This window comes from Duganella sp. (assembly GCF_039595735.1).
Lineage (GTDB): Bacteria > Pseudomonadota > Gammaproteobacteria > Burkholderiales > Burkholderiaceae_D > Rugamonas.
This window is the reverse complement of record NZ_JBCNLB010000026.1, coordinates 22619-44660: the sequence shown is the minus strand read 5'-3', so window position 1 is coordinate 44660 and position 22042 is coordinate 22619. Positions and strand designations below refer to the sequence as shown.

17 protein-coding genes and 2 tRNA genes are annotated in these 22042 nt (G+C 60.4%); 10 read left to right on the top strand and 9 right to left on the bottom strand.

The features are described from left to right. From ABDW57_RS26415 to ABDW57_RS26405, 3 genes are all read left to right on the top strand, one after another. Positions 1-2042: DUF2345 domain-containing protein (locus ABDW57_RS26415; RefSeq protein ID WP_343733118.1), on the top strand; the 2042-nt coding region annotated here is incomplete at its 5' end. Beyond that, entirely contained in the window at positions 2042-4528 is a 2487-nt protein-coding gene (locus ABDW57_RS26410) for a phospholipase D-like domain-containing protein (RefSeq protein WP_343733117.1), read from the top strand. The genes ABDW57_RS26415 and ABDW57_RS26410, both read left to right, overlap by 1 nt. After that, a complete protein-coding gene (locus ABDW57_RS26405; protein WP_343733116.1) occupies positions 4503-5561 on the top strand; it encodes a T6SS immunity protein Tli4 family protein in 1059 nt (352 codons plus the stop codon). Before ABDW57_RS26410 ends, ABDW57_RS26405 begins: the two co-directional genes overlap by 26 nt. A gap of 151 nt (positions 5562-5712) precedes the next feature. Here ABDW57_RS26405 and ABDW57_RS26400 read toward each other — a convergent pair whose 3' ends face one another. The 5 genes from ABDW57_RS26400 to ABDW57_RS26380 are packed head-to-tail and all read right to left on the bottom strand — an operon-like array spanning position 5713 to position 12350. Continuing rightward, on the bottom strand, positions 5713-5892 hold the full coding sequence (locus ABDW57_RS26400) for a hypothetical protein (protein ID WP_343733115.1): 180 nt from the start codon (positions 5890-5892) through the stop codon (positions 5713-5715). After that, complete coding sequence (locus ABDW57_RS26395) at positions 5892-6392, bottom strand: hypothetical protein (RefSeq protein ID WP_343733114.1); 501 nt, start codon at positions 6390-6392, stop codon at positions 5892-5894. Before ABDW57_RS26395 ends, ABDW57_RS26400 begins: the two co-directional genes overlap by 1 nt. Further along, entirely contained in the window at positions 6389-8890 is a 2502-nt protein-coding gene (locus ABDW57_RS26390) for a TIGR02594 family protein (RefSeq protein WP_343733113.1), read from the bottom strand. The genes ABDW57_RS26395 and ABDW57_RS26390 overlap by 4 nt, the downstream gene beginning before the upstream one ends. Next, on the bottom strand, positions 8887-9405 hold the full coding sequence (locus ABDW57_RS26385) for a hypothetical protein (protein ID WP_343733112.1): 519 nt from the start codon (positions 9403-9405) through the stop codon (positions 8887-8889). Before ABDW57_RS26385 ends, ABDW57_RS26390 begins: the two co-directional genes overlap by 4 nt. A gap of 14 nt (positions 9406-9419) precedes the next feature. After that, positions 9420-12350, bottom strand: coding sequence for a type VI secretion system Vgr family protein (locus tag ABDW57_RS26380; RefSeq protein ID WP_343733111.1), 2931 nt, complete (start codon positions 12348-12350; stop codon positions 9420-9422). 348 nt (positions 12351-12698) lie between these two features. Between ABDW57_RS26380 and ABDW57_RS26375 the strand changes: the two genes are divergently transcribed. Next, the gene (locus ABDW57_RS26375) at positions 12699-13334 is read left to right on the top strand and encodes a hypothetical protein (RefSeq protein ID WP_343733110.1); all 636 of its coding nucleotides are present in this window, start codon (positions 12699-12701) and stop codon (positions 13332-13334) included. Further along, entirely contained in the window at positions 13331-14068 is a 738-nt protein-coding gene (locus ABDW57_RS26370) for a hypothetical protein (protein ID WP_343733109.1), read from the top strand. The genes ABDW57_RS26375 and ABDW57_RS26370 overlap by 4 nt, the downstream gene beginning before the upstream one ends. A gap of 55 nt (positions 14069-14123) precedes the next feature. On the opposite strand, the gene ABDW57_RS26365 is transcribed toward ABDW57_RS26370, so the two are convergent. Then, positions 14124-15425 carry a dicarboxylate/amino acid:cation symporter gene (locus tag ABDW57_RS26365; protein ID WP_343733108.1) on the bottom strand — a complete coding sequence of 434 codons (1302 nt, stop codon included), beginning with the start codon at positions 15423-15425 and terminating at the stop codon, positions 14124-14126. Positions 15426-15641: 216 nt separating this feature from the next. Then, entirely contained in the window at positions 15642-16436 is a 795-nt protein-coding gene (locus ABDW57_RS26360; RefSeq protein ID WP_343733107.1) for a 3-hydroxybutyrate dehydrogenase, read from the bottom strand. 120 nt (positions 16437-16556) lie between these two features. Here ABDW57_RS26360 and ABDW57_RS26355 point away from each other — a divergent pair, with 120 nt between their 5' ends. Genes ABDW57_RS26355 through ABDW57_RS26345 form a run of 3 tightly spaced genes read left to right on the top strand, consistent with a single transcriptional unit; the run spans position 16557 to position 20050 of the window. Next, complete coding sequence (locus tag ABDW57_RS26355) at positions 16557-17435, top strand: alpha/beta hydrolase (protein ID WP_343733106.1); 879 nt, start codon at positions 16557-16559, stop codon at positions 17433-17435. A gap of 7 nt (positions 17436-17442) precedes the next feature. Then, positions 17443-17793 carry a RidA family protein gene (locus tag ABDW57_RS26350; protein ID WP_343733105.1) on the top strand — a complete coding sequence of 117 codons (351 nt, stop codon included), beginning with the start codon at positions 17443-17445 and terminating at the stop codon, positions 17791-17793. Between the two features lie 7 nt (positions 17794-17800). Continuing rightward, positions 17801-20050, top strand: a complete 2250-nt coding sequence (locus tag ABDW57_RS26345) for a bifunctional (p)ppGpp synthetase/guanosine-3',5'-bis(diphosphate) 3'-pyrophosphohydrolase (protein WP_343733104.1) — start codon at positions 17801-17803, stop codon at positions 20048-20050. A 66-nt stretch (positions 20051-20116) separates the two neighbouring features. On the opposite strand, the gene ABDW57_RS26340 is transcribed toward ABDW57_RS26345, so the two are convergent. Together ABDW57_RS26340 and ABDW57_RS26335 are read right to left on the bottom strand one after the other, a co-directional pair. Continuing rightward, positions 20117-20785 (bottom strand): CatA-like O-acetyltransferase, encoded by a 669-nt coding sequence (locus ABDW57_RS26340; RefSeq protein ID WP_343733103.1) that lies wholly within the window; start codon positions 20783-20785, stop codon positions 20117-20119. Then, complete coding sequence (locus ABDW57_RS26335) at positions 20772-21701, bottom strand: cation diffusion facilitator family transporter (RefSeq protein ID WP_343733102.1); 930 nt, start codon at positions 21699-21701, stop codon at positions 20772-20774. Before ABDW57_RS26335 ends, ABDW57_RS26340 begins: the two co-directional genes overlap by 14 nt. 141 nt (positions 21702-21842) lie before the next feature. Between ABDW57_RS26335 and ABDW57_RS26330 the strand changes: the two genes are divergently transcribed. Further along, positions 21843-21919 (top strand) — tRNA-Val (locus ABDW57_RS26330). Positions 21920-21956: 37 nt separating this feature from the next. Continuing rightward, positions 21957-22033: transfer RNA gene (locus ABDW57_RS26325), tRNA-Val, on the top strand. Positions 22034-22042 lie beyond the last annotated feature (9 nt).

The window sequence follows — 22042 nt, the reverse complement described above, 5'->3', positions numbered from 1 at the left end:
CCAACAGCTTTGAAGCTATCGCGGCCGACGTCATCTGGCGCCCGCAACTGCCTGGCAGCGACGGCCGCAGCCATCCCAAGCCGACCGCGCGGGGCGCGCAAAGCGCCATCGTCATCGGCGCGGATGGGCTCTCACAGCCGTCCGGCGCAGACGAACTGTATTGCGACAAGCTGGGCCGCGTGCGCATCCGCTACCACTGGCAGGACAACGGCGACGCCACCTGCTGGGTGCGCGTGGCGCAACGCTCGGCCGGTGGCGGCATGGGCAGCCAGTTCCTGCCGCGCATCGGCCAGGAAGTGCTGGTGCAGTTCATCGAAAACGATATCGACCGTCCCATCATCGTCGGCGCTCTGTACAACGGCCAGGGCGAGGGCGGCATCGCGCCGACGCCCGGCGCGCAAAGCAGCGGTGGCGAAGAAACACGTTTCCAGCCGGCCGCCGACCACGCGCCGTCGGCGCAAGGCAATCTGGCCGGCGGCAATAGCCCACTGTGGCACGGCGCCTCGGCGGATAGCGCGGGCCACCGCAACGCCGCCGCGCAGTGGGGCGTACGCAGCAAGGAGTTTGGCGGTGCGGGCTATAACCAGCTGCTGTTCGACGACACCGATGCGCAAGGCCGCGTGCAACTGCGCTCCACGCACGCCGCCAGCGAACTCACGCTCGGGCACCTGATCCACAGCGCGGACAATTACCGCGGCAGCTTGCGCGGGCAGGGCGCGGAACTGCGCACCGATGCCTATGGCGCCGTGCGCGCCGGTGCCGGCCTGCTGATCAGCAGCTACAAGATCAACCACAGCGCCGATGTGCGCGAGCCTGCCGGCGACAATGCAGCCGGCATTGCCTTGCTGAAGCAGGCGGTCAAGCTGGGCGAGACCTTCAGTGAGGCCGCGAAGACGCACGAAACCGTGGCCTTGGCAGGCCATATTGGCGCGGCCAAGGCCAACGCCAGCACGCTCGATCCGAAGGCGGCGCCGCTGCAGGCGATGCTGACGGCAGTGTCCGGCATGGTCGGCAACGCCAGCCTTGACGCGGCCAAGGCCGATGCCGCTGAAAAGAAAACCGCGCCGGGCGACGATCAACTGCCGCACGCCGGCGCGCCGATCATCGCCATCAGCGGCAAGCGCGGCATCGGCGTCACCTCGGGCGCGGCGGTGCAGCTGGCCAATGGCGAAGCCATTTCACTCATGAGCGGCAACGACAGCCAGTTCATGGTCGGCGGCCAGATGCGCGCGCACAGCGGCCAGGCCATCGGCGTGCTGGGCGGCGCGGTCAAGGCCGGCGAAGGTGGGCTGGGCCTGCAACTGATCGCCGCCAAGGACGCCATCGACATCCAGGCCCAGGCCGACGAACTGAAAGTGCAGGCGCGCGATGACATCAACATCATCAGCGCCAACGCCAGCGTGGACTGGGCGGCGGCCAAGCGCATCAGCCTGTCCACCGCCGGCGGCGCCAACATCACCATTGACGGCGGCAACATCACGGTGCAGTGTCCGGGCAAGTTGACCGTCCATGCTGGTAAAAAGAATTTTTCATCGCAAACACAAATGAACTACCCACCGCCAGCGTTGCCTCGCTCAACGATAGAGACGATACCGCTCTCGTTTGCCATGCGGCTGCAAGATGCTCCAGGATTGTTGTCTGAGCCCTATCCAAATTCAGAGTGGCGAGTAGTGCGTGCGCGCGACATAGAAACCGCACTAGGCAGTGAGGAACTGATCCTTGCCGGCACCAGTGACGATGACGGAAGGGTTGTGTTGTCAAAGGCAGATGAAGAAAAACTACATCATGAATATAATCAAACCCCCAGCTTCTTATGGGTTATCGCGAATAGTCATGCAAGGCAATTGGAGATTAATGTAGCGAGGGATGACTGGTCCGATAGAGACAAGTTCTATCATGGGCTGAACGCCTTGGGATACGCGGACGATCATTTGGTGACGAATGGGGCCGACGTAGAGGATTTCCATGCAATTGTTGCCCGTAACGATTTAAAAAGTGCGAGTGGGGCCAGTTTATTTGACAAGATGAAAAAAGGTACGTGATGAGCGCATCCCATGATTCAACCGTAACGGGCAGCATCTATCAAATCGTGGATAAGCAGGGCAAACCAGCGGTAGCAGCGCATGCTATCCCGCTGTGGGTCGACAGGACGTCGAGCGACGTATTTTCCATGCCGACCCAAGGCAATAAAATTGAGTCTTATTGCTCGGGCAAGGACTATTTTTCGGATCTGATCAACGAATGTGATCGTGCTACGAATGAAATCTATATTGCGGGCTGGCAGGTGAACTGGGACGCATTGCTGGTGCCGGGCGTCCGTTTGTACGATTTACTGCTGCGCTGTGCCAAGCGCGGGGTGCATATTTATGTGATGCCATGGAATGATAGCGAGCCGATTCAGACCTACGACGACCAGACTAAGATTGTCCTTGAAAGTATCAACGATATTCTCGAAGATGGCCCCTCCAAGGGCAGCGTAACGGTCACTTTGTGCTCATCGTTTGCTAGCGTAAACAACGCGTACTACAGTCATCACCAAAAGCAAGTCGTGATTGACCGAAAAATTGCCTACGTTGGCGGTATGGACCTGTGCTATGGGCGCATGGACGATGCGCGATTTGATCTACGTCCGGATTTGGACGGGCGTCGGATGCTAAACCGATACAATCCCAGCATTCCACCTTTGCACAAGGTTGATCCGGAATCCGCTTCGTTGGTGGATCCAGATTTGATGTCCGGTGCTGCTGATACCTTTGGAGTCCGCGTCTTCGGACATACGGTGGTAAAGAGCACCGCACAAGCCGAATTGAAGAAAATCGCGGGTGGTGGCTGGCAGGTACCATATGACAAGCCAGGCAGCATAGACATTGTCGCGAACAAGGGGAGTTTTTCTTCCAATAAAGCTTTGCCGGTGGAGCTGGATGCTACCCGGCAACCTCGTATGCCCTGGCAAGATGTGCACTGTAAAATTCAAGGGCCGGCAGTCTCGGCCTTGCTGAAGAATTTCATTCTTCGGTGGAACGTAGCGACCAAAGCAAAGACTAAAAAATTACCGCGAGAGTTGCCTGCGAAATTGTTTCCCATGGAAGGAAAAGCTCAAATCCAGGTGTTGCGTAGTGCTCCGGCCCACCATTGCGCTGAAGAGCACGCGGCTAATCCTGGAAGCAAGTTGCAAAAAGGGCAGCATGATATTCATATCGCTATGAAGCACCTGATTGCCAAGGCGACGCGGTTCATCTATATCGAGAACCAGTTCTTTGTATCGGATTTTGGGTCGCTCGGTCACGCAGACTTGGCGAATCTTTCACCTGTCGGGGCGTTTATTAAAAATGGTGCTAATGGCATTAGCGACACTACCCTGAAGCTCGTAAGGAAAATGTCTGATGGACCACCTGACGAAGCAATTCTTGACAAGCTCCCTAGCAACGGGGTGCTGAAGGCCTTACTGGACCGGCTTAAGAAATGCATTCTTGACGATGTATCCAAGCCTAAATTCCATGTGTACATTACTCTACCGGTTCACCCGGAAGGAGCGCTGATCGACGCCAGTATCGCTGTGCAGGTGTACTACACAATGCAGACATTGGTCTACGGCAGTCATAGCCTGATAAATGGAATACGCCGGCTTATCAAGGCCCGTGAGCTAAAAGATGCGAAGGTTGCCGATTATCTCGCGGTGCTTAATGACGAAGCGAATACGCAATATGAAAGCGTGCCTGTTGCTGCCTGCTACGAATACGTCACACTACTGAATCTGAGAAACTGGCACGAATTTACGGGGAACTTTGTAACCGAGCAGATTTATGTGCATAGCAAAGTAATGATAGTGGACGACAGATTTGCGTTGCTGGGCAGCGCCAATATCAATGATCGCAGCCTCCTCGGAGAGAGAGACTCTGAGCTTGCTGTGCTTGTCATGGATGACGATACTAAGCGCGCTGACATTAATGGAAAGGGGAGCAATCAACCTGTCAGGGTTTTTGCGCATGAGTTACGCATAAAAATATGGAATAAGATTTTTGGCATCACATGTGGCGTGCGCGCCGCAGATGAACTAAAAACTGCGATAGAGTCTCCGGGACAGGCAGATAGCTGGAAGCTGATACAGCGGCGAGCGCAAAGGAACACCGACATCTATGACAGTGCATTTGCCTACATTCCTCGCAATACAGACCCTTCACCGGAGCGTTTAGGTCAGCCCGCGAAAATTCTTCCCACCTGGGACGACAAATTAAAATTAGGGAACGGCAAAGTGGGCGGACTTGCCCAGCCCATGCCTTTTCAGACCGAGTTCTGGGACAAGCCGCAAGCGGCTGCAGGCGCCGCCGCGTTGAAAAATATCCGCGGTTTTATTACTCTCATTCCGCTTGACTGGACGGCAAACGAGAATATCCGCATCAAGTATCCAACCGGTATTATTGTTCACAATGAACACAAGGTGCCGTTGGAGGATGAGGAAAACGCCCGCTCTGCATTAGTGGCAGCGTCAAATGGAAGCAACTATGAACAGAATCAACCGTATGGCTAACCGTCGCAGTTTATTTCCACTCTTGGCGCTCGCATGCTGTTTTTCAGCTGAAGCGACGGAAGCTGTGCCTGGTTGGCGCAGGGAGTGCGTGGGCACTCTCACAGTGGATTTGCCTGCGGAGGTCGAGGTTGCTGCGGTGCCCCTGAAAAACTTGGTGAGCGAATTGAATGGACGTCCGCGAGGCACGACTTTTCGGTTCAGCGATGGCGAGGACGCTGGCTGGAGTTCGCTCCGTTACTTCGGTGAGATATTGGTGACTGGCCGCCTGAGCTCGGCCGAAGCCAATGAAGTCAAAGCCCTGTTTGCCAGGAATCGGCGGGATTACCCTGCGTTACTGAGTAAGGCACCACTACAGGCCGGGCAAAAGGTTGAAGTCGCAGACGTGTTCCCGCCAACTAAAGAAGCAATGGCTTGGCGGATCAATGACACAGCGCGGCTGCTGATTGAAAAAGACAGCCATGTACTCATCATGACTACGCCTCGAAACATGGCGGCATCGTATGCCGCAAATACCAAGTTGCGTAATGTCTTCAGTCTCCCCGACAGTGGTTCCTTATGCCTGCCCCATGTGGCCTTACCGATGGGCGAGGAAAAGGAACGTGACATCTTTGTGACCTATCGATTGCTCAAGCATCCCGATGTGACTGTGATGGTGGGGGATTCAAACGCTGTGAAGTATGACGATCCCGTTCGGGAAGCAAATGCCGCATCGCCTCGCGTGGTGGCTAACTTTTGGGCGCAATATGAGATGGGAAAAAAGATCGATTACTTGCGGAAACCCTCCACTTTTTCTATCGATGGTCGAGAAGGGCTGGACTCTTTCGTAAAGATTGTGCGGAACAACGGTGACGAAGACTATGGTTATTTCGCTACCGTGAGAGGAATTTATGGCACAAAACCAGACCAAGCGACCATCCAGGTCTATGTGCTTCGGAATGCCAGGAGTGCCAGGCAAAAGAATGTAGAGCCGGTCAGCAAAGACGAATTGCTTGACCTGGCACGAGAGATCACTAGCAGCATTCGACATCGCTAGTCCGTAAAACAGCAGCTAACACGGCGTGTGCGCCATCAAATGTAGAAGGTATTGCATATGATTTTTCTAACCGAAAGCTTGCTCTTACGTTAGCGGTGCTTTGCTCCAGCATCGTCCACGCCGGCGAGGCCGATGGGGCGCGTGCGCCGAACTAGCCACGGAAGAGCAAATAGCGAAAGTGAACCGGCCCGGGATTTTGAGAGGCCCTGAGGGCTTTGCTGTCGTAGGCGGTCCAGCCGCGCTGGGCCAGGTATTTTGTGACGTCGGGGCCGCTGGTGGCGCTGGCGGTGTTCAGCGCCAGCAGGCTGATCAGCAGGCAGATTTTTTTCATCAGCGATCCAGCTGCGATGACTTGGCAAGTTCCAGATCGTTGTTGTCGTAGTACAGCGAGTCGACTTGCCACCCGGCTTTTTTATCGTAGACAAAGTTGTAGTCTTCGATGCGGGTCGGGCCGATGAAGGCGCATTTGGCGCTATCGAATTTGGTTTGCGGGATGTATTCGTTGCCGGTAGTTTTTTTCATCGCGGTCAGCATGGCGATTTCGGTATCGGCGGGTCCCCGCTGGAACAATTCCACATAGTTCTTGATGAATACCGGTCGCGTGATTTTCATCGGTTTTATCCCGTCCATCGGCGGCAGCAGTTGTACCGGGAATTTGTAGTAGCGCGCCACTTGCTCGGGCTGGCCAGCCAGGGTGGCGGTGCGGAAGGATTGCCAGGTCGTGCGCAGCAGCGCCGGGTCGGGCGCGCTGCATGGCTCGGCGCCGGCCGGCGAGTTCAGGCATCCTGCCAGGCTCACAGCGCACAGCGTCAACATCAGGGACTGCTTCATTTACGTTTTTCCTTTTCGGTAGGCCAGCGGTACGATACCAGATGCAGCGCGGGGTCGTCGGCCGGGTCGACGGTCCAGCCGGCATCTTCCTTGACCATGCGCGAGTAGTTGCCGCTCAACAGACGCACCGCTTTGACCTTTTTGAATTTCTTTTTGGTTTTCTTGGTGACGCTGCCGTCCTTGCCTTTGACCTCGAATTCCTCGACGCCGTCGGGCAGGGTTTTTTCACCCATGCCGGTGTAGAAGCCGACGTGGTATTCCGGCTTGGTGGAGCGCGTGACGACCGTGATGGCGCCGTAGCGCGGTTCGCTGATTTCCTGGCCCCAGTCTTTCCACGATTCGGCCAGCGCGTTGTCGGTGCCGATGTAGCCGGCTTGTTCCATGCACCAGTTGGTGAACGAGGAGCACCAGGCGGTGGCGTCGTTGCGCGCCATGTCGCGGTCCAAGGTGGTGCTTTGCAGGTATTTGACGATGTCCGGGTTGTTGAAGTCCTGCTCGATTTTGAGCATGGCTGCGTCGGCATCGGCGTAGGCCTTTTGCTGGCTGGCGATGTCGGCTTGCAGGGCGCTGATTATGGCGGCGTCCTGGGGCTTCTTTTTCTGCTCCAGGCGCAATTGCGATTGCGCGGTTTTTTCGGCTTTTTTCGCTGCCTCGCGCGCGGCGTGCTGTTCCTTCCACTTGGCGTCGTTGCGGTGGTTGGCGCGGTTCTCGGTGACTTTGTCGGCGCCGTCCTTGCTTTGCTCCTTGATGGCGATGGGCATCCACGGCGCGTCGCCGCTGGCGGCAACCGGCTTGACGGCCGGCTGTTCAGCGGTCTGAACCTTTTCTTCGACCTTGAGTTTTTTTGTGTCCTTGTTGGGCAGGCTGCTGCCGATCACCTGTTGGCGCGCCGGGCCGGGCGCGCTGGTGGGGGTGCTCAGCGGCGTTTCGGGGAATTTCGGCCGCGTGTAGAACTGTTTCACGTAGGCGAACGAGGTCATGTAGACGGCGTTCCAGCCAAGGTCTTTTTTCACGGCCGCGATGATATCCTCGAAGGTGATTTCGCGGCTCGGCGTTGGCTTGGGCGCGGCTTTGTCTTTCGCGGCCTGGGCGGCGGCGTCGAAGACGTTGGTCGGGGCTGGCGGTTTGGCCGGTGGCGCGGGTTTGGGTGCGGGCTTCGGAGCTGGCGCGGCGGCAGGGGCCGGCGTCTGCGCTGGTTCTGCCGCAGGGGTCGCGCCGCCGGTGTTTTCGGGCGTGGGCTTCCAGCCGTTGTCGGGCGCGGGGAAGGCTTGGGCGATCTGCTCGCCGTCGTGGGTCTGCAGGACGTGCTGGTTGCCGTCTTCCGGCATGCCTTCCTTGCTGACGGCGTCGTTATAGGCCTCGACGTCGATGCGCGGGATCAGGATCACCACCGGCTCTTGCGACTCGGAGCTGATTTCGGGCACTTTGCCGTCGGCGCCGGTGGTCACTTCTTTGGCGCTGACTTCCCATTCGATGCCTTCGTCGGCAGCTGCGACTGGAACGGATGCGATGTCGGCATCCGGCGCGGCGGCGGGCAGGGAAGGCGAGGCTGCCGATGCCGCGGAACCATCGGCGCTGGTGGATGCGGACGGAGATGCGGTTGAGGCGGTCTCGGCGGCGGGCGCGGCCGGCGACACGCCGGACTCGGATGGCGCAGCCGGCAATGCGGCCGCGGTCGGCTCGGCGGAAGGCGCGGACTGAGTCGCGCTCGGCGCGGGCTCTGCCGGCGCAGCAGGTGTTGGCGTCGCCTCAGCGGCCGGCGCAGGCGCGGGTGCGGGGGGCTTGGCCGGGGCGGCTGCGGCTGGCGGCTTGGCAGGGCCGGCCGGCTTGGGCGTCTTGGTCACGACAATGACCTTGCGGCTGCTCATCGGTTTGCCCATGATGTCGTTCAGCTGCACCACCAGGCCGTGCGAGGCATTGAGGATGGCTTCAATCCGGTCCGCCTCGTCCACCACGGTCTTGGAGTCCGGATAGCGTTTGTTCTGCTCCAGCTCGGAAAACTCCTTGGGATGCCAGGTTTCTTTCTTGCGCTTGCCGTTCCCGACCGGGACCATTTCGCGGTTGCGGGTGGAGAACTCGCCATAGTGATAGCGATAATAAATCAGCGGTTCAAACTTGCCGGCCGCCGAGCCGTAGTCCTTGATCGTCTCGGCCTTGAGATCGCGGAAGTAGCCCAGCCCGGCCTTGATGCTGGAGCGCGCATCAAAGCGGTTGCTGTCGTTGACACCGTAAGTGGCCGCCGTCTTGTCGATCACCTGCGCGATACCGGACGCGGTCCCGTTCGGATTGGCGGCATCCGGATTGAACGACGACTCGCGCTTGGCGATGGCGATGTAGTACGCCAGGTCGCGGTTGTTGAAGCCCATCTTGCGCGCTTCTTCAATGATGATGTCGATGACTTTCTGCTGCACCTCGGGCGGCACCTCAAAGCCGCGCCGGCCGGTGCCGGACAGCGGCTTGCTCTTGTCGATCGGCTCGTTGAAATGGGTATCGGTCATTGCGGTTGTGGATCTTCAAGCACGGTGTTGTTGATGGGGTAGCGCGGCGCCAGCTTCCAGGAAGGCTCGCGCAGGCGGATCGCACGCTGCTCGCTGGCCGGCGTGGATTGCCACTTGTTGCCATAGCGTTTCCAGCGGCCATCGAGCGTCAGCAGGGCTTGAGTTTCGCAGGTGTCGCAGCTGCCGCCGGTGTCCAGGTTCACCAGCAGATAGCGCTGCTTGCCGACCTCCACGCAGCGCAGCGCCGAGGCGATGTGGAAATCATCGCCCACCGGCTCGTGCTCCAGCAGGTCGCGCGTCACGGGCTTCTTTCCGGGTTGCGTGATCACCAGTTCCTGCTCGGTGCAGCCGCTGTTGACCTGCACGACGGCATTGGCGCGCTGCGACACCTCGCAGTAGGAACGCACCACCACCTTGGCGTCGCCGCACTGGGTCTCATTCTTGAACCAGAACATCTCGGGATCGGCAGCCAGCGCGGCAGCAGCGCAGGACCACAGCAGGGCGGCGGAAATCATCTTTTTATGCATACTCAGGAAAACCATTGGTTCAATTCGTCTTCATCGATTTTGTCGCGATGGAATTTCTCGTTGCCGTCCAGCGAGATCGCGAGTTGTTCTTCTTTGGCGGTGTTGACCGGCGTGGTATGGCCTTCGGCGTCAGTCTTGCCGAAGAACACCTTGCCGTCGGCGCGCTGTTTCTTGTACAGGCGGCCGGCGATGGCTGTGCCGGCCACCGCATCCTTGACCTGGAAGCGGCCGGCGTACAGCTTTTCGTTTGGCAACTCGGGCAGGGCGGGCTTGCTTTGCGCCGGGCCGGTCAGGTCTTTCATGCTGGCCTTGAAGGTCATGGTGCCGGGGCCGTGCACTTCGATGTTGCCGCCTTCCAGCTTGATGTAGGCGCCTTGCGCGGTCAGCAGCACGTGTTCCTTGGCGGCCATGCGCACGTCCTTGCTGACGCTGGCCACCGTGATCAGGCGGTCGGCGGTCAGCGACGTGGCGTCGTTCTGGCTTTGGCTGCTGACCTTGCCGCTGGCGGCGTGCAGCCGGATGCCGGTTTCCTGGTTTGGCTTGTCGCCGCTGCTGGCCTTGCCGTAGGTGAACAGGCTGATGCCGTCGCGCACGGCGTGCAGGCTGTTGGCTTGCGTGACCAGATTGATGTCCTGCCCGGCCGCTAGGCTGCTGGTGGCGCCGGCGGCAATGATCGCGCTGGCCGGTGTGGTGGCGGCGATGCCGGATGGTGCGGACAGCTGCATCAGCGCCGCGCTGTAAGCGGTGGCCTGGCCGCCACCCCCCGCATCGCCGACCAGGCCAGCGCCGGACGCGGACAGGGCCTGCGCGCTGCTGGCCATCTGCGCGATGGCGGGGAGTTTTTCTGGCTCCGGCTCGGCCTTGAGCTTGGCGTTCTGTTTTTGCGCGGTGGTCGCCAGCGTGGTTTGCAGCGATTGTGCCTGTTCGATCTGTGCCTGCGCTTCGCGCGCATCGAGCTGATGACCGCTGCCGCCGTTGCGCAGGTCGGCCGAGAGCAACATGCCGCGGCCGGCGCGCAGCGCGGTGCTGTGTTCGGACTTCAGCTCGGCGCCAAAGCCGGCCGGCTGCAAGCGCTGGTTGTCGGTCTGATGGCGCAGGTTGCCCAGATTGAGTTCGTCCGTGCCCTGATGCGGCGAGGCATGCCGTTGCAGTCCCAGGCGCGGCTGACCCGGCGTATCGTCAAACACCAGCTGGCTGTAGGCGCCCGAACCGCCCTGGCTGGCCGGCAGGGTCTGGCTCTTGAGCCCGGACAGCGCGGCCGGATGCGCATGGCCAGCCGATTCGCCGGGGAACCACGCCGGCGCATTGCCGGTGCTGGCGCCGCCGCCTTGCGCCACCTGGTTATGCTGGGCGTCGGCCTGGCCCTGACCGTTGTACAGCGCGCCGATCACCACCGGCCGGTCGATATTGCCGTCGATGAAGTCAACCAGCACTTCCTGTCCCACGCGCGGTACAGCGTTGCTGCCCCAGTTGGCGCCGGCTTGTGGCGCCAGCGGCGTGGCCACGCGCACCCAGGCGCCGACGCTGTCATCGGCCGGCGCGCCGCTGTGGCTGCCGGGCGCCGGATGGTTCAGGCGGCTGTGGCCGGCATCGCCGCGTTGCCAGTGGAATTGCACCTTGATGCGGTGGTCGCGGTCGGTATGGACCGCCGCGCCGGAAGGTCCAACCACCACGGCGGTCTGCTGGCCCTGAATGGTCGGGCGCGGATGCAGCAGGCGGCCGTGGCCGTCCGTGCCGCTGGCACGATAGGGCACGCTGCTGCGGATGGCGTCGATGCGGTTGCGGTACAGCGGCCGTTCGCCGGCCGCCTTGCCGACCGCGTGCAGGCTGCCGGCCTGCTCGGCGGCGATGGCGGTGCCCAGCGCGCTTTCTCCGAGCCGCTGCATCAGGCCGGCGTGCAGGTCGGCGCTGAGGTTGTTGTGCATCAGGTGTACCACGCGCGTGACAAGGAAGGCTTGGTCGCCCAGCGCATGCTCGCTGAGATTAAACGTGGTGCCAGGCGACAGCGTGCGCACGGTGCCGGCGCCGGTGTAGACCTCGCGCGACGCTTCCAGCGCTTGCAGCTGCTGGTCGGCAATGCGCTGGCCGTGGGCGCGCGATGGGTAGGCGTAAGCGCCTGGCGCGTCGCGGCTGGTCAGCATCAGATCCGACGAGGCGTCCGCCGAGGCGGCGCTGACCGGGCGCTGGTCCAGCGTGCGGTAATCCCAGCTATGCAGTTCCACCGCGTTGGTTTGCAGCTTGAGCTCGCCGCGCCAGCGGTCCATGCTGTCCTCGCGCATGACAGCGCCGGGCTGGGTGAAGCGCACCTGCGCCTGGGCGTTGGGCTTGAAGCTGCTGTTGTCGTCGCCAATCACCAGCTCGTGGCCGTCCTTGCTGTGCACGAAGTAATGGAACAGGCCTTCCTCATGCATCAGGCGCTCGGCAAAGGCCAGATCGCTTTCCTGGTATTGCGTGCTCAGGCTGCGCACCGGATAGCGGCTGCGGTCCTGCACGTCGAAGCGCCACGCCGGCGCCAGCTTGCCCTGGCCTTGCCAGGCGCCAAACACGGCGTCGAGGATGTCGAAGACGTTCTGGTCCTGGAAGATGCGGCTGTCGCGGTTATGGCCGAGGAAGGCGGTCCACGGTTCCAGCGTGAGCGTGTAGCGCGCCAGGCCGCCGTTGGCGCCATTGGCTTCGGCGCTGGTCACGTGACCGTGGAACGGCCGCGCCTCGCCCAGCGTGGTTTGCAGCTCCAGCAGCACTGGCTGGCCGAGCATGGCGCGCAGCGACAGGTTGGCGTCCGGCGACAGGGCGGCGATGCGGAAACGGAAGCCGCCGCTGAGCGCCTCTTCGCCGCGCACGCATTCCGGCGTCAGCAAGTTGTCGCCCAGTGGCGTGGTCAGGCGCAGCAGACGGGTGTCCTGGCCTGACAGGGAAAGCAATTCGCGCAGCATGGTTGTTAAGTTAATATGTTTGCATTCCGCATTACACCTGATTCGATCCAGCTCAGCAAGAGTGATTCGATTGAATTCGGGCCCCAGGACGTAATGCCGTTCAGTTAAGCCTGTCGTTCCGGCGAAAGCCGAACCTATAGAACGCCTGAGCTGTGTTAACGCTGGCTTTCCATGGATCCGGCGTTCGCCGGAATGACAGTTCAGGCGCTAACTGAACGGCATTAGGCCCAGAACCTCCTGTTTTATTACAATGGCGTGGTAAAAATGACACCTTTTGGTGCCTTATAGATAATTATAATTTGGCAACATAACATTCCGTCATTGTCCAAAAAATAGGGAAGGAAAAATATGGATAGGGTGATCTCTTGGCTAGCTGTGGTGATTCTTGCCATTGTCAGTACCGTGTTTTATCAAAAAGCAGCAAGTGCCTCTAAAGAAGTGGAGATGGTCAAGCAGGCTGCTGTGGTTCGAGAACGTGCTACCGTGGATGCGGGTTTACTAATCAACGCGCGGGAATTAACTTTTGCAAAAATTACCGACTCATTTTCTAAGGTGATGCAAGCCAAAGGCAACCTATGGCGGGCCGATATTGAGTTCGCTTGGGATTACGACTACAACTTTGGCTTCGCTGTGCCGCAGAATTGGGACTGGAAGCTGAAGGAGACGCAGCCAGGCATTGTTTCTATCGATGTGCCGCCGCTGCGGCAACTAAATACTTCGGCCCCATCTCCCAGTCCGCGGCTCACCATTAACAAGGCCTCCGGGGATCATTTGACGGAGATGCTTCACCAGATGAAGTCCGACGCTGCTGGCATGGTCAAAGCCAGGGAAAAATATTATCTGGAAAACGAGACCATTCAGCAGACCGCCAAGCGCGGCATGGCGGCATTTGTGATGGATATCCTTAACTCCAAGACGCCCGCCGACAAGCTGCCGATTCGCAAAGTGAACGTCAACATTCGCGATGAGGAAAAGCAATCATGAGGACGATCTTTTTCGTTGCTGGCATGTTGTGGAGCGCCGGCGCTGGCGCCATCGAATGCAAGAATCTGGTGACCAAACCGTATAACAGCAGTCCGAAATACTTCGCCCCGGATGGCACGCGCGGCGAGGCGATCCAAATCTGGATCAAGGGCGTGTTGGCGACGATTCCAGACACCCGCGCGGAATGCCTGCCCATCTCGTTGCGACTGAATAACCCTGGCGCGATGAAAACGCCCGTCAAGGGGCCATGGGCGGGGCAGGTTGCACGCGACGATAAGGGACATGCGGTGTTTGGCACGGTGGAGCAGGGCATGGCGGCATGGGGCTTGTGGATGAGCCGCAGGGCCGCCTCAGGGCAGCCCCAAACGGCATTCTCAATCATGTCGCGGTATGCGCCGCCCAATGATTGTGTCGGCTCGGAGGGCGTTTTTCCGAATTGCCGTTACGGCCCCAACCCCACGCGGGAATATGCAAATCAGGTTGCGGCCAGCGTGGGGAAAAAGGCTGACGATCCATTGAGTGTGAATGGCGCGGACTGCAAGGAAGGGCGTAATGTGCTGTATTCGCTGTTTCAGCAGATCGCCACTTTTGAGGCCGGCGCGAATTTCTGCGGCAAGGAGCCCGGCAAGTCCCGCGGCATGTGCCATATTGATCGGGTGACATTCGATCGCGCCCTGGATGGCGTTTTCGTTTCCGCCGATGGAGCGAGCGGGCGCTGTTCCGCGTCGAAATGAACAAACGCCCCGCGCGGCTGGGGCCGGGCGGGGCGTTGAGTGCTAGCAATGCCTGTTAGTGGCTTGGAACGACTTCCATGGGTTCCGGATCGGTGATGGTCGAACCTGGGTTGGCCAGTTCGGCTTTCATCTTGTCCATATCCAGTTCTTTTTCCCAGCGCGAGACCACCATGGCAGCCACGCCGTTGCCGACGAAGTTGGTCAGCGCGCGGCATTCCGACATGAAACGGTCGATGCCGAGGATCAGTGCCATGCCAGCCACTGGAATATCCGGCACCACGTGCAGGGTCGCGGCCAGGGTGATGAAGCCGGCGCCGGTGATGCCTGATGCGCCTTTCGAGGTCAGCATCGCCACGCCCAGGATGGTCAGTTCCTGCATCAGGGTCAGGTCGGTGTTGGTCGCTTGCGCAACGAACAGGGCGGCCATGGTCATGTAGATGTTGGTGCCGTCCAGGTTGAACGAGTAGCCGGTTGGAACCACCAGGCCCACCACCGATTTCGAGCAGCCCAGGCGCTCCAGTTTGTTCATCAGCGAAGGCAGTGCCGATTCCGACGAGCTGGTGCCCAGCACGATCAGCAGTTCTTCCTTGATGTAGGAGATAAAGCGGCCGATCGAGAAGCCGGTCAGGCGTGCCACGGTGCCCAGCACCACCACCACGAAGATGGCGCAGGTGGCGTAGAAGCAGCCCATCAGGGTGGCCAGCGGCAGCAGCGATTTGATGCCGTATTTACCGATGGTGAAAGCCATGGCGCCAAACGCCCCGATCGGTGCGACCTTCATGACGATGTTCACCACGCCAAAGATGGCGTGCGAGGCGTCGTCGATCAGCTTGACCAGCGGCTTGCCGCGCTCGCCCAGCAGGGAGATCGAGAAACCGAACAGGATGGCGATCAGCAGCACTTGCAGGATGTCGCCCTTGGCGAAAGCATCCACCACGGTGTTCGGGATGATGTTCATCAGGAAGTCGGTGGTGGTTTGCGCGTGCGCCTTGGTGGTGTACTGCTCGATGGACTTGGCGTCCAGCGTGGCGGCGGTGGCGTTGAAGCCGGCGCCCGGTTTCACCAGGTTGGCCACGAACAGGCCGATCACCAGCGCGAAGGTGGAGATCACTTCAAAGTACAGCAGCGCTTTGCCGCCGACGCGGCCAATCTTCTTCACGTCCTGCATGCCGGCGATGCCGGACACCACGGTGCAGAAGATCACCGGTGCGATGATCATTTTGATCAGTTTGATGAAGCCGTCGCCCAGCGGTTTCATGGCGACGCCGCTGTCCGGATAGAACACGCCCAGCATCACGCCGCAGAAGATGGCGAAGAGTACCTGTACGTACAGGATTTTATAGAATGGTTTTTTCACGGGGTCTCCTCGTGTGTGTGAGGAGTGCATCATCGCTCAGCCGGACAGATATCACTATTGTGGAAAGCCGCAAATCACTGCCAGTGATATCTGTCTTTGGTAAGGGATTCTACTTAGAGGGATCGCTTCAAAGCCGTAGCGAGGCGCGGCGCCGAAGACAGTGCGCCTGCACGGCGAGGCGCTGCAACGAGGCTGCGGTCGCTTTTCAGCGATCCTTTATTGGGCGACCCAGCCGCCGTCCATATTCCAGGCGACGCCGCGTACTTGTTTCGCTGCATCCGAGCACAGGAACACCGCCAGCGCGCCCAGTTCTTCCGGCGTCACGAATTCGCCGGCTGGCTGCTTGTCGGCCAGCAGGGCCTTCTTGGCCTGCTCGTTGCTGATGCCGTCCTTGGCGGCGCGGTCATCGACCTGCTTTTGCACCAGCGGCGTCAGCACGAAGCCGGGGCAGATGGCGTTGACGGTGATGCCGGTGGTGGCGGTCTCCAGCGCATTGGCCTTGGTCAGGCCGATCAGGCCGTGCTTGGCCGCCACGTAGGCCGATTTGCCGGCCGAGGCCACCAGGCCGTGGGTCGATGCCAGGTTGATGATGCGGCCCCAGTTGTTGGCGCGCATGCGCGGCAGCACCAGGCGCGAGGTGTGGAAGGCCGAGGTCAGGTTAATCGCGATAATCGCATCCCATTTCTCGACCGGGAATTCTTCCACGTTGGCGACGAACTGGATGCCGGCGTTATTCACCAGCACATCCACGCCGCCAAACTTGTCGGCCGCGAATTTGATCATGGCTTCAATCTCGGCCGGCTTGGTCATGTCGGCGTTGTGATAGGCCACCTGCACGCCAAATTCCGTGGCCAGATCGGCCTGCAGTTGTTCGATCTCCCTGGCGTCGCCAAAACCGTTCAACAGCACGTTGGCGCCTTCCGCCGCCAGCGAACGGGCGATGCCCAAACCAATGCCGGAAGTCGATCCGGTAACCAACGCGGTTTTACCGCTCAAAGTTTTGTTTGCCATACTGTCCTCTATAGGGTTGGTGATTGAGGGGCGCTGCGCTACACTTCGGTAGGATTTTGTCACAACGCGGTAAAATGGTGTTTTTAGCTACATCATTACATGAACCGATAAGGAAGCCGCATGCTCCAAGCAAAAATAAAGTCTGTTCAGTGCCTCTCGTTGGCCGGCCTGCACCGCATGGCCTACAAGGAGTGGGGCGATGAGAGCAACCCGAACGTGCTGGTCTGCGTGCACGGTGTGACCCGTGTCAGCGACGACTTCGACAACATGGCGCAGGCCCTGGCCGGCGACTACCGCGTCATCTGCCCGGACATCGTGGGCCGCGGCCGTTCCGACTGGCTGAAGAATCCGCAGCTGTACCGCATACCGCAGTATGTCAGCGATATCGTAACCTTGCTGGCGCGCGTGCTGCCAGAGGCCGAAAGTCAGAAGGTGGACTGGTTCGGCACCTCGATGGGCGGCCTGATCGGCATGGGGCTGGCCTCGCTGCCGGGCAATCCGATCCGCAAGCTGGTGCTGAACGATATCGGCCCGGTGCTGGCGCCGCAGGCGCTGCAGCGCATTGGCGATTACATCGGCCAGGACTTGCGGTTTGAAACATTTGAAGACGGCGCCAAATTCATCCGCGACGTTTCGCTGTCCTTTGGCGCGCATACCGAACAGGAGTGGCACAAGCTGGCCACCGACGTGCTGCGCCAGGACAAGGATGGCAAATGGGTACGCCATTACGACATGGGCCTGTCGCTGCCGTTCCGTTCGGCCACGCCGGAATCGGCCGATGCCGACCAGGCCATGCTGTGGGCCGCGTATGACGCCATCAAGTGCCCGACGCTGCTGGTGCGCGGCGCCGAGTCCGACCTGCTGTCGCCGGAAACGGCCAGGCTGATGACCGGGCGCGGCCCGAAAGCCACGCTGGTGGAAATTCCGAATGTCGGCCATGCGCCGACCTTTATTCATGACGATCAAATCGCCATAGCAAAGCAATTCCTGTTAGGTTAAAAAGAGTATGGAAATCAAACGACTGCACGTAGGCAAGCGCCTGTCCGAGGTGGCGATTCACAACAACACCGTGTATCTGGCTGGCCAGATTCCGGATGACTACACGCTCGACATCAAGGGCCAGACGCGCGAAGTGCTGGCGCATGTGGACCGCCTGCTGGCCGATGCCGGCAGCGACAAGACCTGCATCCTCAGCTGCACCATCTACCTCAAGGACATGGCCGACTTCCCAGGCATGAACGAGGAGTGGGATGCATGGGTGCCGCAGGGCCACACACCGCCGCGCGCCACCGTGGAAGCCAAGCTGTTCGATCCGAAAGTGCTGGTCGAAATCGTCGTCATCGCCGCGCAGCGCTAGGAGCAACATGGTTTCCACCACTGCGCTCAACAGCGCAACGTCGGACCAGCTGGCGCATGGCCTGTCCGCCGATGACAGTGCGCGCATGCTGGCGGCGCTGGAGTTCGCTGAAACAGCCTATGTCGACAAGACCTGCAGCAGCGGCCAGCCGGCGTTTGATTTTGCGGTTGGCGTGGCCGGCACCCTGGCCGCGCTCAACACGGACGTAGAAACCCGCATCGCCGGCCTGATGTTCGAGCTGACCCTGCTTGATACCGCGCAGGCGCCGATCATCGAGCCGCGCTTTGGCCAGGGCGTCAACGACCTGGTGGCTGGCGTGCGCCAGCTGATCCGTCTGCGCGAACTGACCCAGACCCAGAATGCGCCGGCCGCCGCGCGCGGCCGCAACGCCGCGCAGATGGCGGTGGCGCAGGTTGAAACGTTGCGCAAGATGCTGCTGGCCATGGCTTCCGACATGCGCGTGGTGCTGGTGCGGCTGGCGTCCTGCGTGACCACGCTGCGCTACTTTGCGGATATCAAGCTGTTCAACGACATGACTTGCGCCTACGGCCGCGAGACGCTGGACCTGTACGCGCCGCTGGCCAACCGGCTTGGTATCTGGCAACTGAAGTGGGAGCTGGAAGACCTGTCGTTCCGCTTCATCGAACCGGAAACCTACAAGCGCATCGCCAAGATGCTGGAAGAAAAACGCCTGATGCGCGAAGGCTTCGTCTCCAGCGCAATCGAGCGCCTGCAGTCGGAGATGGCCTCGGCCGGCATCAAGGCCGAGGTGTTTGGCCGTCCCAAGCACATCTATTCCATCTGGAGCAAGATGAAGGGCAAGGAGCTGGACTTCACCGACCTGTACGACGTGCGCGCCTTCCGCGTGATCGTGGCGGACGTGAAGACCTGCTACACCGTGCTGGGCGTGGTGCACAACATCTGGACGCCGATCCCCAAGGAATTCGACGACTACATCTCGCGTCCCAAGCCGAACGGCTACCAGTCGCTGCACACGGTGGTGACGGCCGAAGATGGCCGGCCGCTGGAAGTGCAGATCCGCACGCAGGAAATGCACAACTTTGCCGAATACGGCGTGGCCGCGCACTGGCGCTACAAGGAAACCGGCGGCTCCACCTTCACTGCGCAGCAGTACGATGAGAAGATCGCCTGGCTGCGCCAGCTGCTGGCGTGGAAAACCGACGTGGCCGATGCCGTGGTGGGCGAGGAAGAGCAGCAGCGCGAGTGGGTGGAAAAACTCAAGGCGGCCGCCCTGGACGACCGCATCTTTGTGCTGACGCCGCAAGCGCGCGTGATCGAATTGCCGGTTGGCGCGACGCCGGTGGACTTTGCCTATCACCTGCACAGCGACGTTGGCCACCGCTGCCGCGGCGCGCGTGTGGATGGCGTGATGGTGCCGCTGAATACGCCGCTGAAAAACGGCCAGACCTGCGAAATCATCACCGCCAAAGGGGCGCCGGGGACGGCGGGGCCGTCGCGCGACTGGCTCAGCGATGAGTACACGGTGGCGACGCGCACCCGTTCCAAGATCCGCGCCTGGTTCCATGCGATCGACATGCAGGAAACGCTGTCGCACGGCCGGGCGGTGGTGGAAAAGACCTTGCAGCGCGAGGGCAAGACTGCCGTCAACCTGGAGGCGCTGGCCAACAAGCTGGGCTTCGCCAAGGTCGATGATTTGTTCCTGTCGGTGGGCAAGGATGAGTTCAGCCTGCGCGCCATCGAAAACGCGCTGCACGACAGCGGCGAGCCGAGCGGGCCGGTGGATGAAGTCTTCCTCGGCAAGAGCCGCGCATCAAGCGTGGAGCAGGGCGCCAAGTCGGGCGTGCTGGTGGTGGGCACCGATGGTCTGATGACGCAGCTGGCCAAGTGCTGCAAGCCGGCGCCGCCGGATGGCATCGTTGGTTTTGTCACGCGCGGCAAAGGCGTGTCGATCCACCGCGCGACCTGCAAGAACTTCGCGGAAATGCGCGCCAAGGCGCCGGAGCGGGTGATTGTGACGGAGTGGGGCCGGGCTGGTTCAGATACGGTCTACCCGGTTGACATCTTCATTCTGGCGAACGACCGCCAGGGCCTGTTGCGCGATATTTCGGAGATTTTCTCGCGCGAGAAAATCAACGTTATCGGCGTCAACACGCAGTCGGCCAAAGGCTTTGCGCGCATGACCTTCACCGCCGAAATCGGCGCCACGGCGCAGCTGCACAAGGCTTTGAGCGCTATCTCCGAAGTTGGCGGCGTGCAGGAAGCGCGCCGCGCCTGACCGGCGCCGTCGTTCCCGCGAAAGCGGGAACCCATCGAACATGTGAGCCGTGTTTGCGCTGGCGTTCTATGGATTCCGGCCTGCGCCGGAATGACGGGTCATGGTGTCGGCAATGCGGGCGGCGATGGCCTGCGCCAGCAGGTGGATGTGGTAGCCGTCCACGAAGCCATGGTGGGCCTGCACCGACATCGTCACCGTAAGCTTGCCATCATCGCGCGGATCGCTGAAGCGGCCCCACGCCAGCGATGGAATATCGTAATCCTTGTGCTCGTAAATCGGATGCTCGATCGACGTCAGCTTCAGCCACGGCATGCAGGTGATGTGGATGTTGCGACGCTTATCGTAATCGCTCAAGTCTTCCGAACGGTTGATGATGCTGGCGCTGGCCTCCGCCACCTTCTTCGCCTCGACGCTGCGGGCGACAAACGCTTGTAAATCCGAGGTCATCTCAAAGCGCGCAAAGTTCAGGTTCTGGTCCTGATTGATGACGGTGTACGATGCCCAGAAATCCTTGATCTTGATCACCTCGCCTTTGTGGACGCGGTACATGAAGTTATCGATGCCCTCCAGCGCGTGCAGCACGTGATACAAAAAGAAGTGAAACGGCGGCAGTCCGCGCTCCTTGCAGAAATGCCGGAACTCCGGTACCTCCAGCTCAAAGCTCAGATTGACGAGTGGTTTTTCGAACGACGCAAAAGCCTCGTACCGATCGCGACGTTTTTCAAAATTTTGCATGTGATTGAGGTGCTACTTCTGCTTGTAAAGTGATGTGATCGATGCCGTGCTTTTCGAGCAGCATGGCTTTGATGTTGTGCAGGATGTCCGGCCAGCGCGCCAGGTCGGTGATTTCGACGTGGCCGATCAGGGCCGGTTGGCCGGGCGACATGTCCCAGACGTGCAGGTCGTGGACCGAGCAGATGCCGTCCAGCTTTTCCAGATCGGCGCCGACTTTCAGATAGTCGATTTGCTCGGGCACGCCGCCCATCAGGAAATGATAGGACTCGCGCAGGACGCCGGCAGTGGATTTCAGGATCAGCAGGGCCACGAACAGCGAGAGCAGCGGATCGATCTGCATCCAGCCGGTGTAGTAGATCACCGCGCCGGAGACCAGCGCGGCCACGGAACCCAGCAGGTCGCCCAGCACGTTGACCAGCGCGGCGCGGGTGTTCATATTGCTGTCGCCGCGCGAGAGCATCCATGCCAGCACCAGGTTGATCACCAGGCCCAGCGCGGCGACCACAAACACCGTGGCGCCGTGCACTTGTTCCGGATGGGTGAAGCGGCTGATGGCCTCGTAAGTAATCCAGCCCACCAGCACCAGTAACACCAGGCTGTTGACGAACGCCGCCAGCGCCTCGGCGCGGCCGAAGCCGAAGGAGTGGCGCGCGGAAGGCGGGCGCTTGGCGATGATCTGCGCCAGCAGGGCCAGGCCCAGCGCGGCGGCATCGGTCACCATGTGGCCGGCATCGGAAATCAGCGCCAGCGAGTTGGACATGAAACCGGTCACCACTTCCACCACCGCAAAGCCCAAGGTCAGCGCCAGCGACCATGCCAGCACGGACTGGCTGCGCTGCACCGTGTAATGCTGGTAGTGGGCGTCGCCGTCGCGATGCTCGTGCAGGTGGGCGGAAGGGGCGGTGTCGGCTTGCATAAGCGGCGCATCAAGTGGGGAATAACCACAGTTTAATGCAAGCCAGAAACGTCTGCTTTGCGGTTCTCATAGTGGAAATAGAAATGTTTCCCATGATTACCCTTGTTTTTCTTCGGATCGCTCTCTATAATGCTGGTCTTCGGGCGGTTAGTTCAGCTGGTTAGAATACTTGGTCGACATCCAAGGGGTCGGGGATTCGAATTCCTCACCGCCCACCAGAATTCGTAGTAAAGTAAAATTTAAAGCAGTACCCACGGGCGGTTAGTTCAGCTGGTTAGAATACTTGGTCGACATCCAAGGGGTCGGGGATTCGAATTCCTCACCGCCCACCAGACATCTGT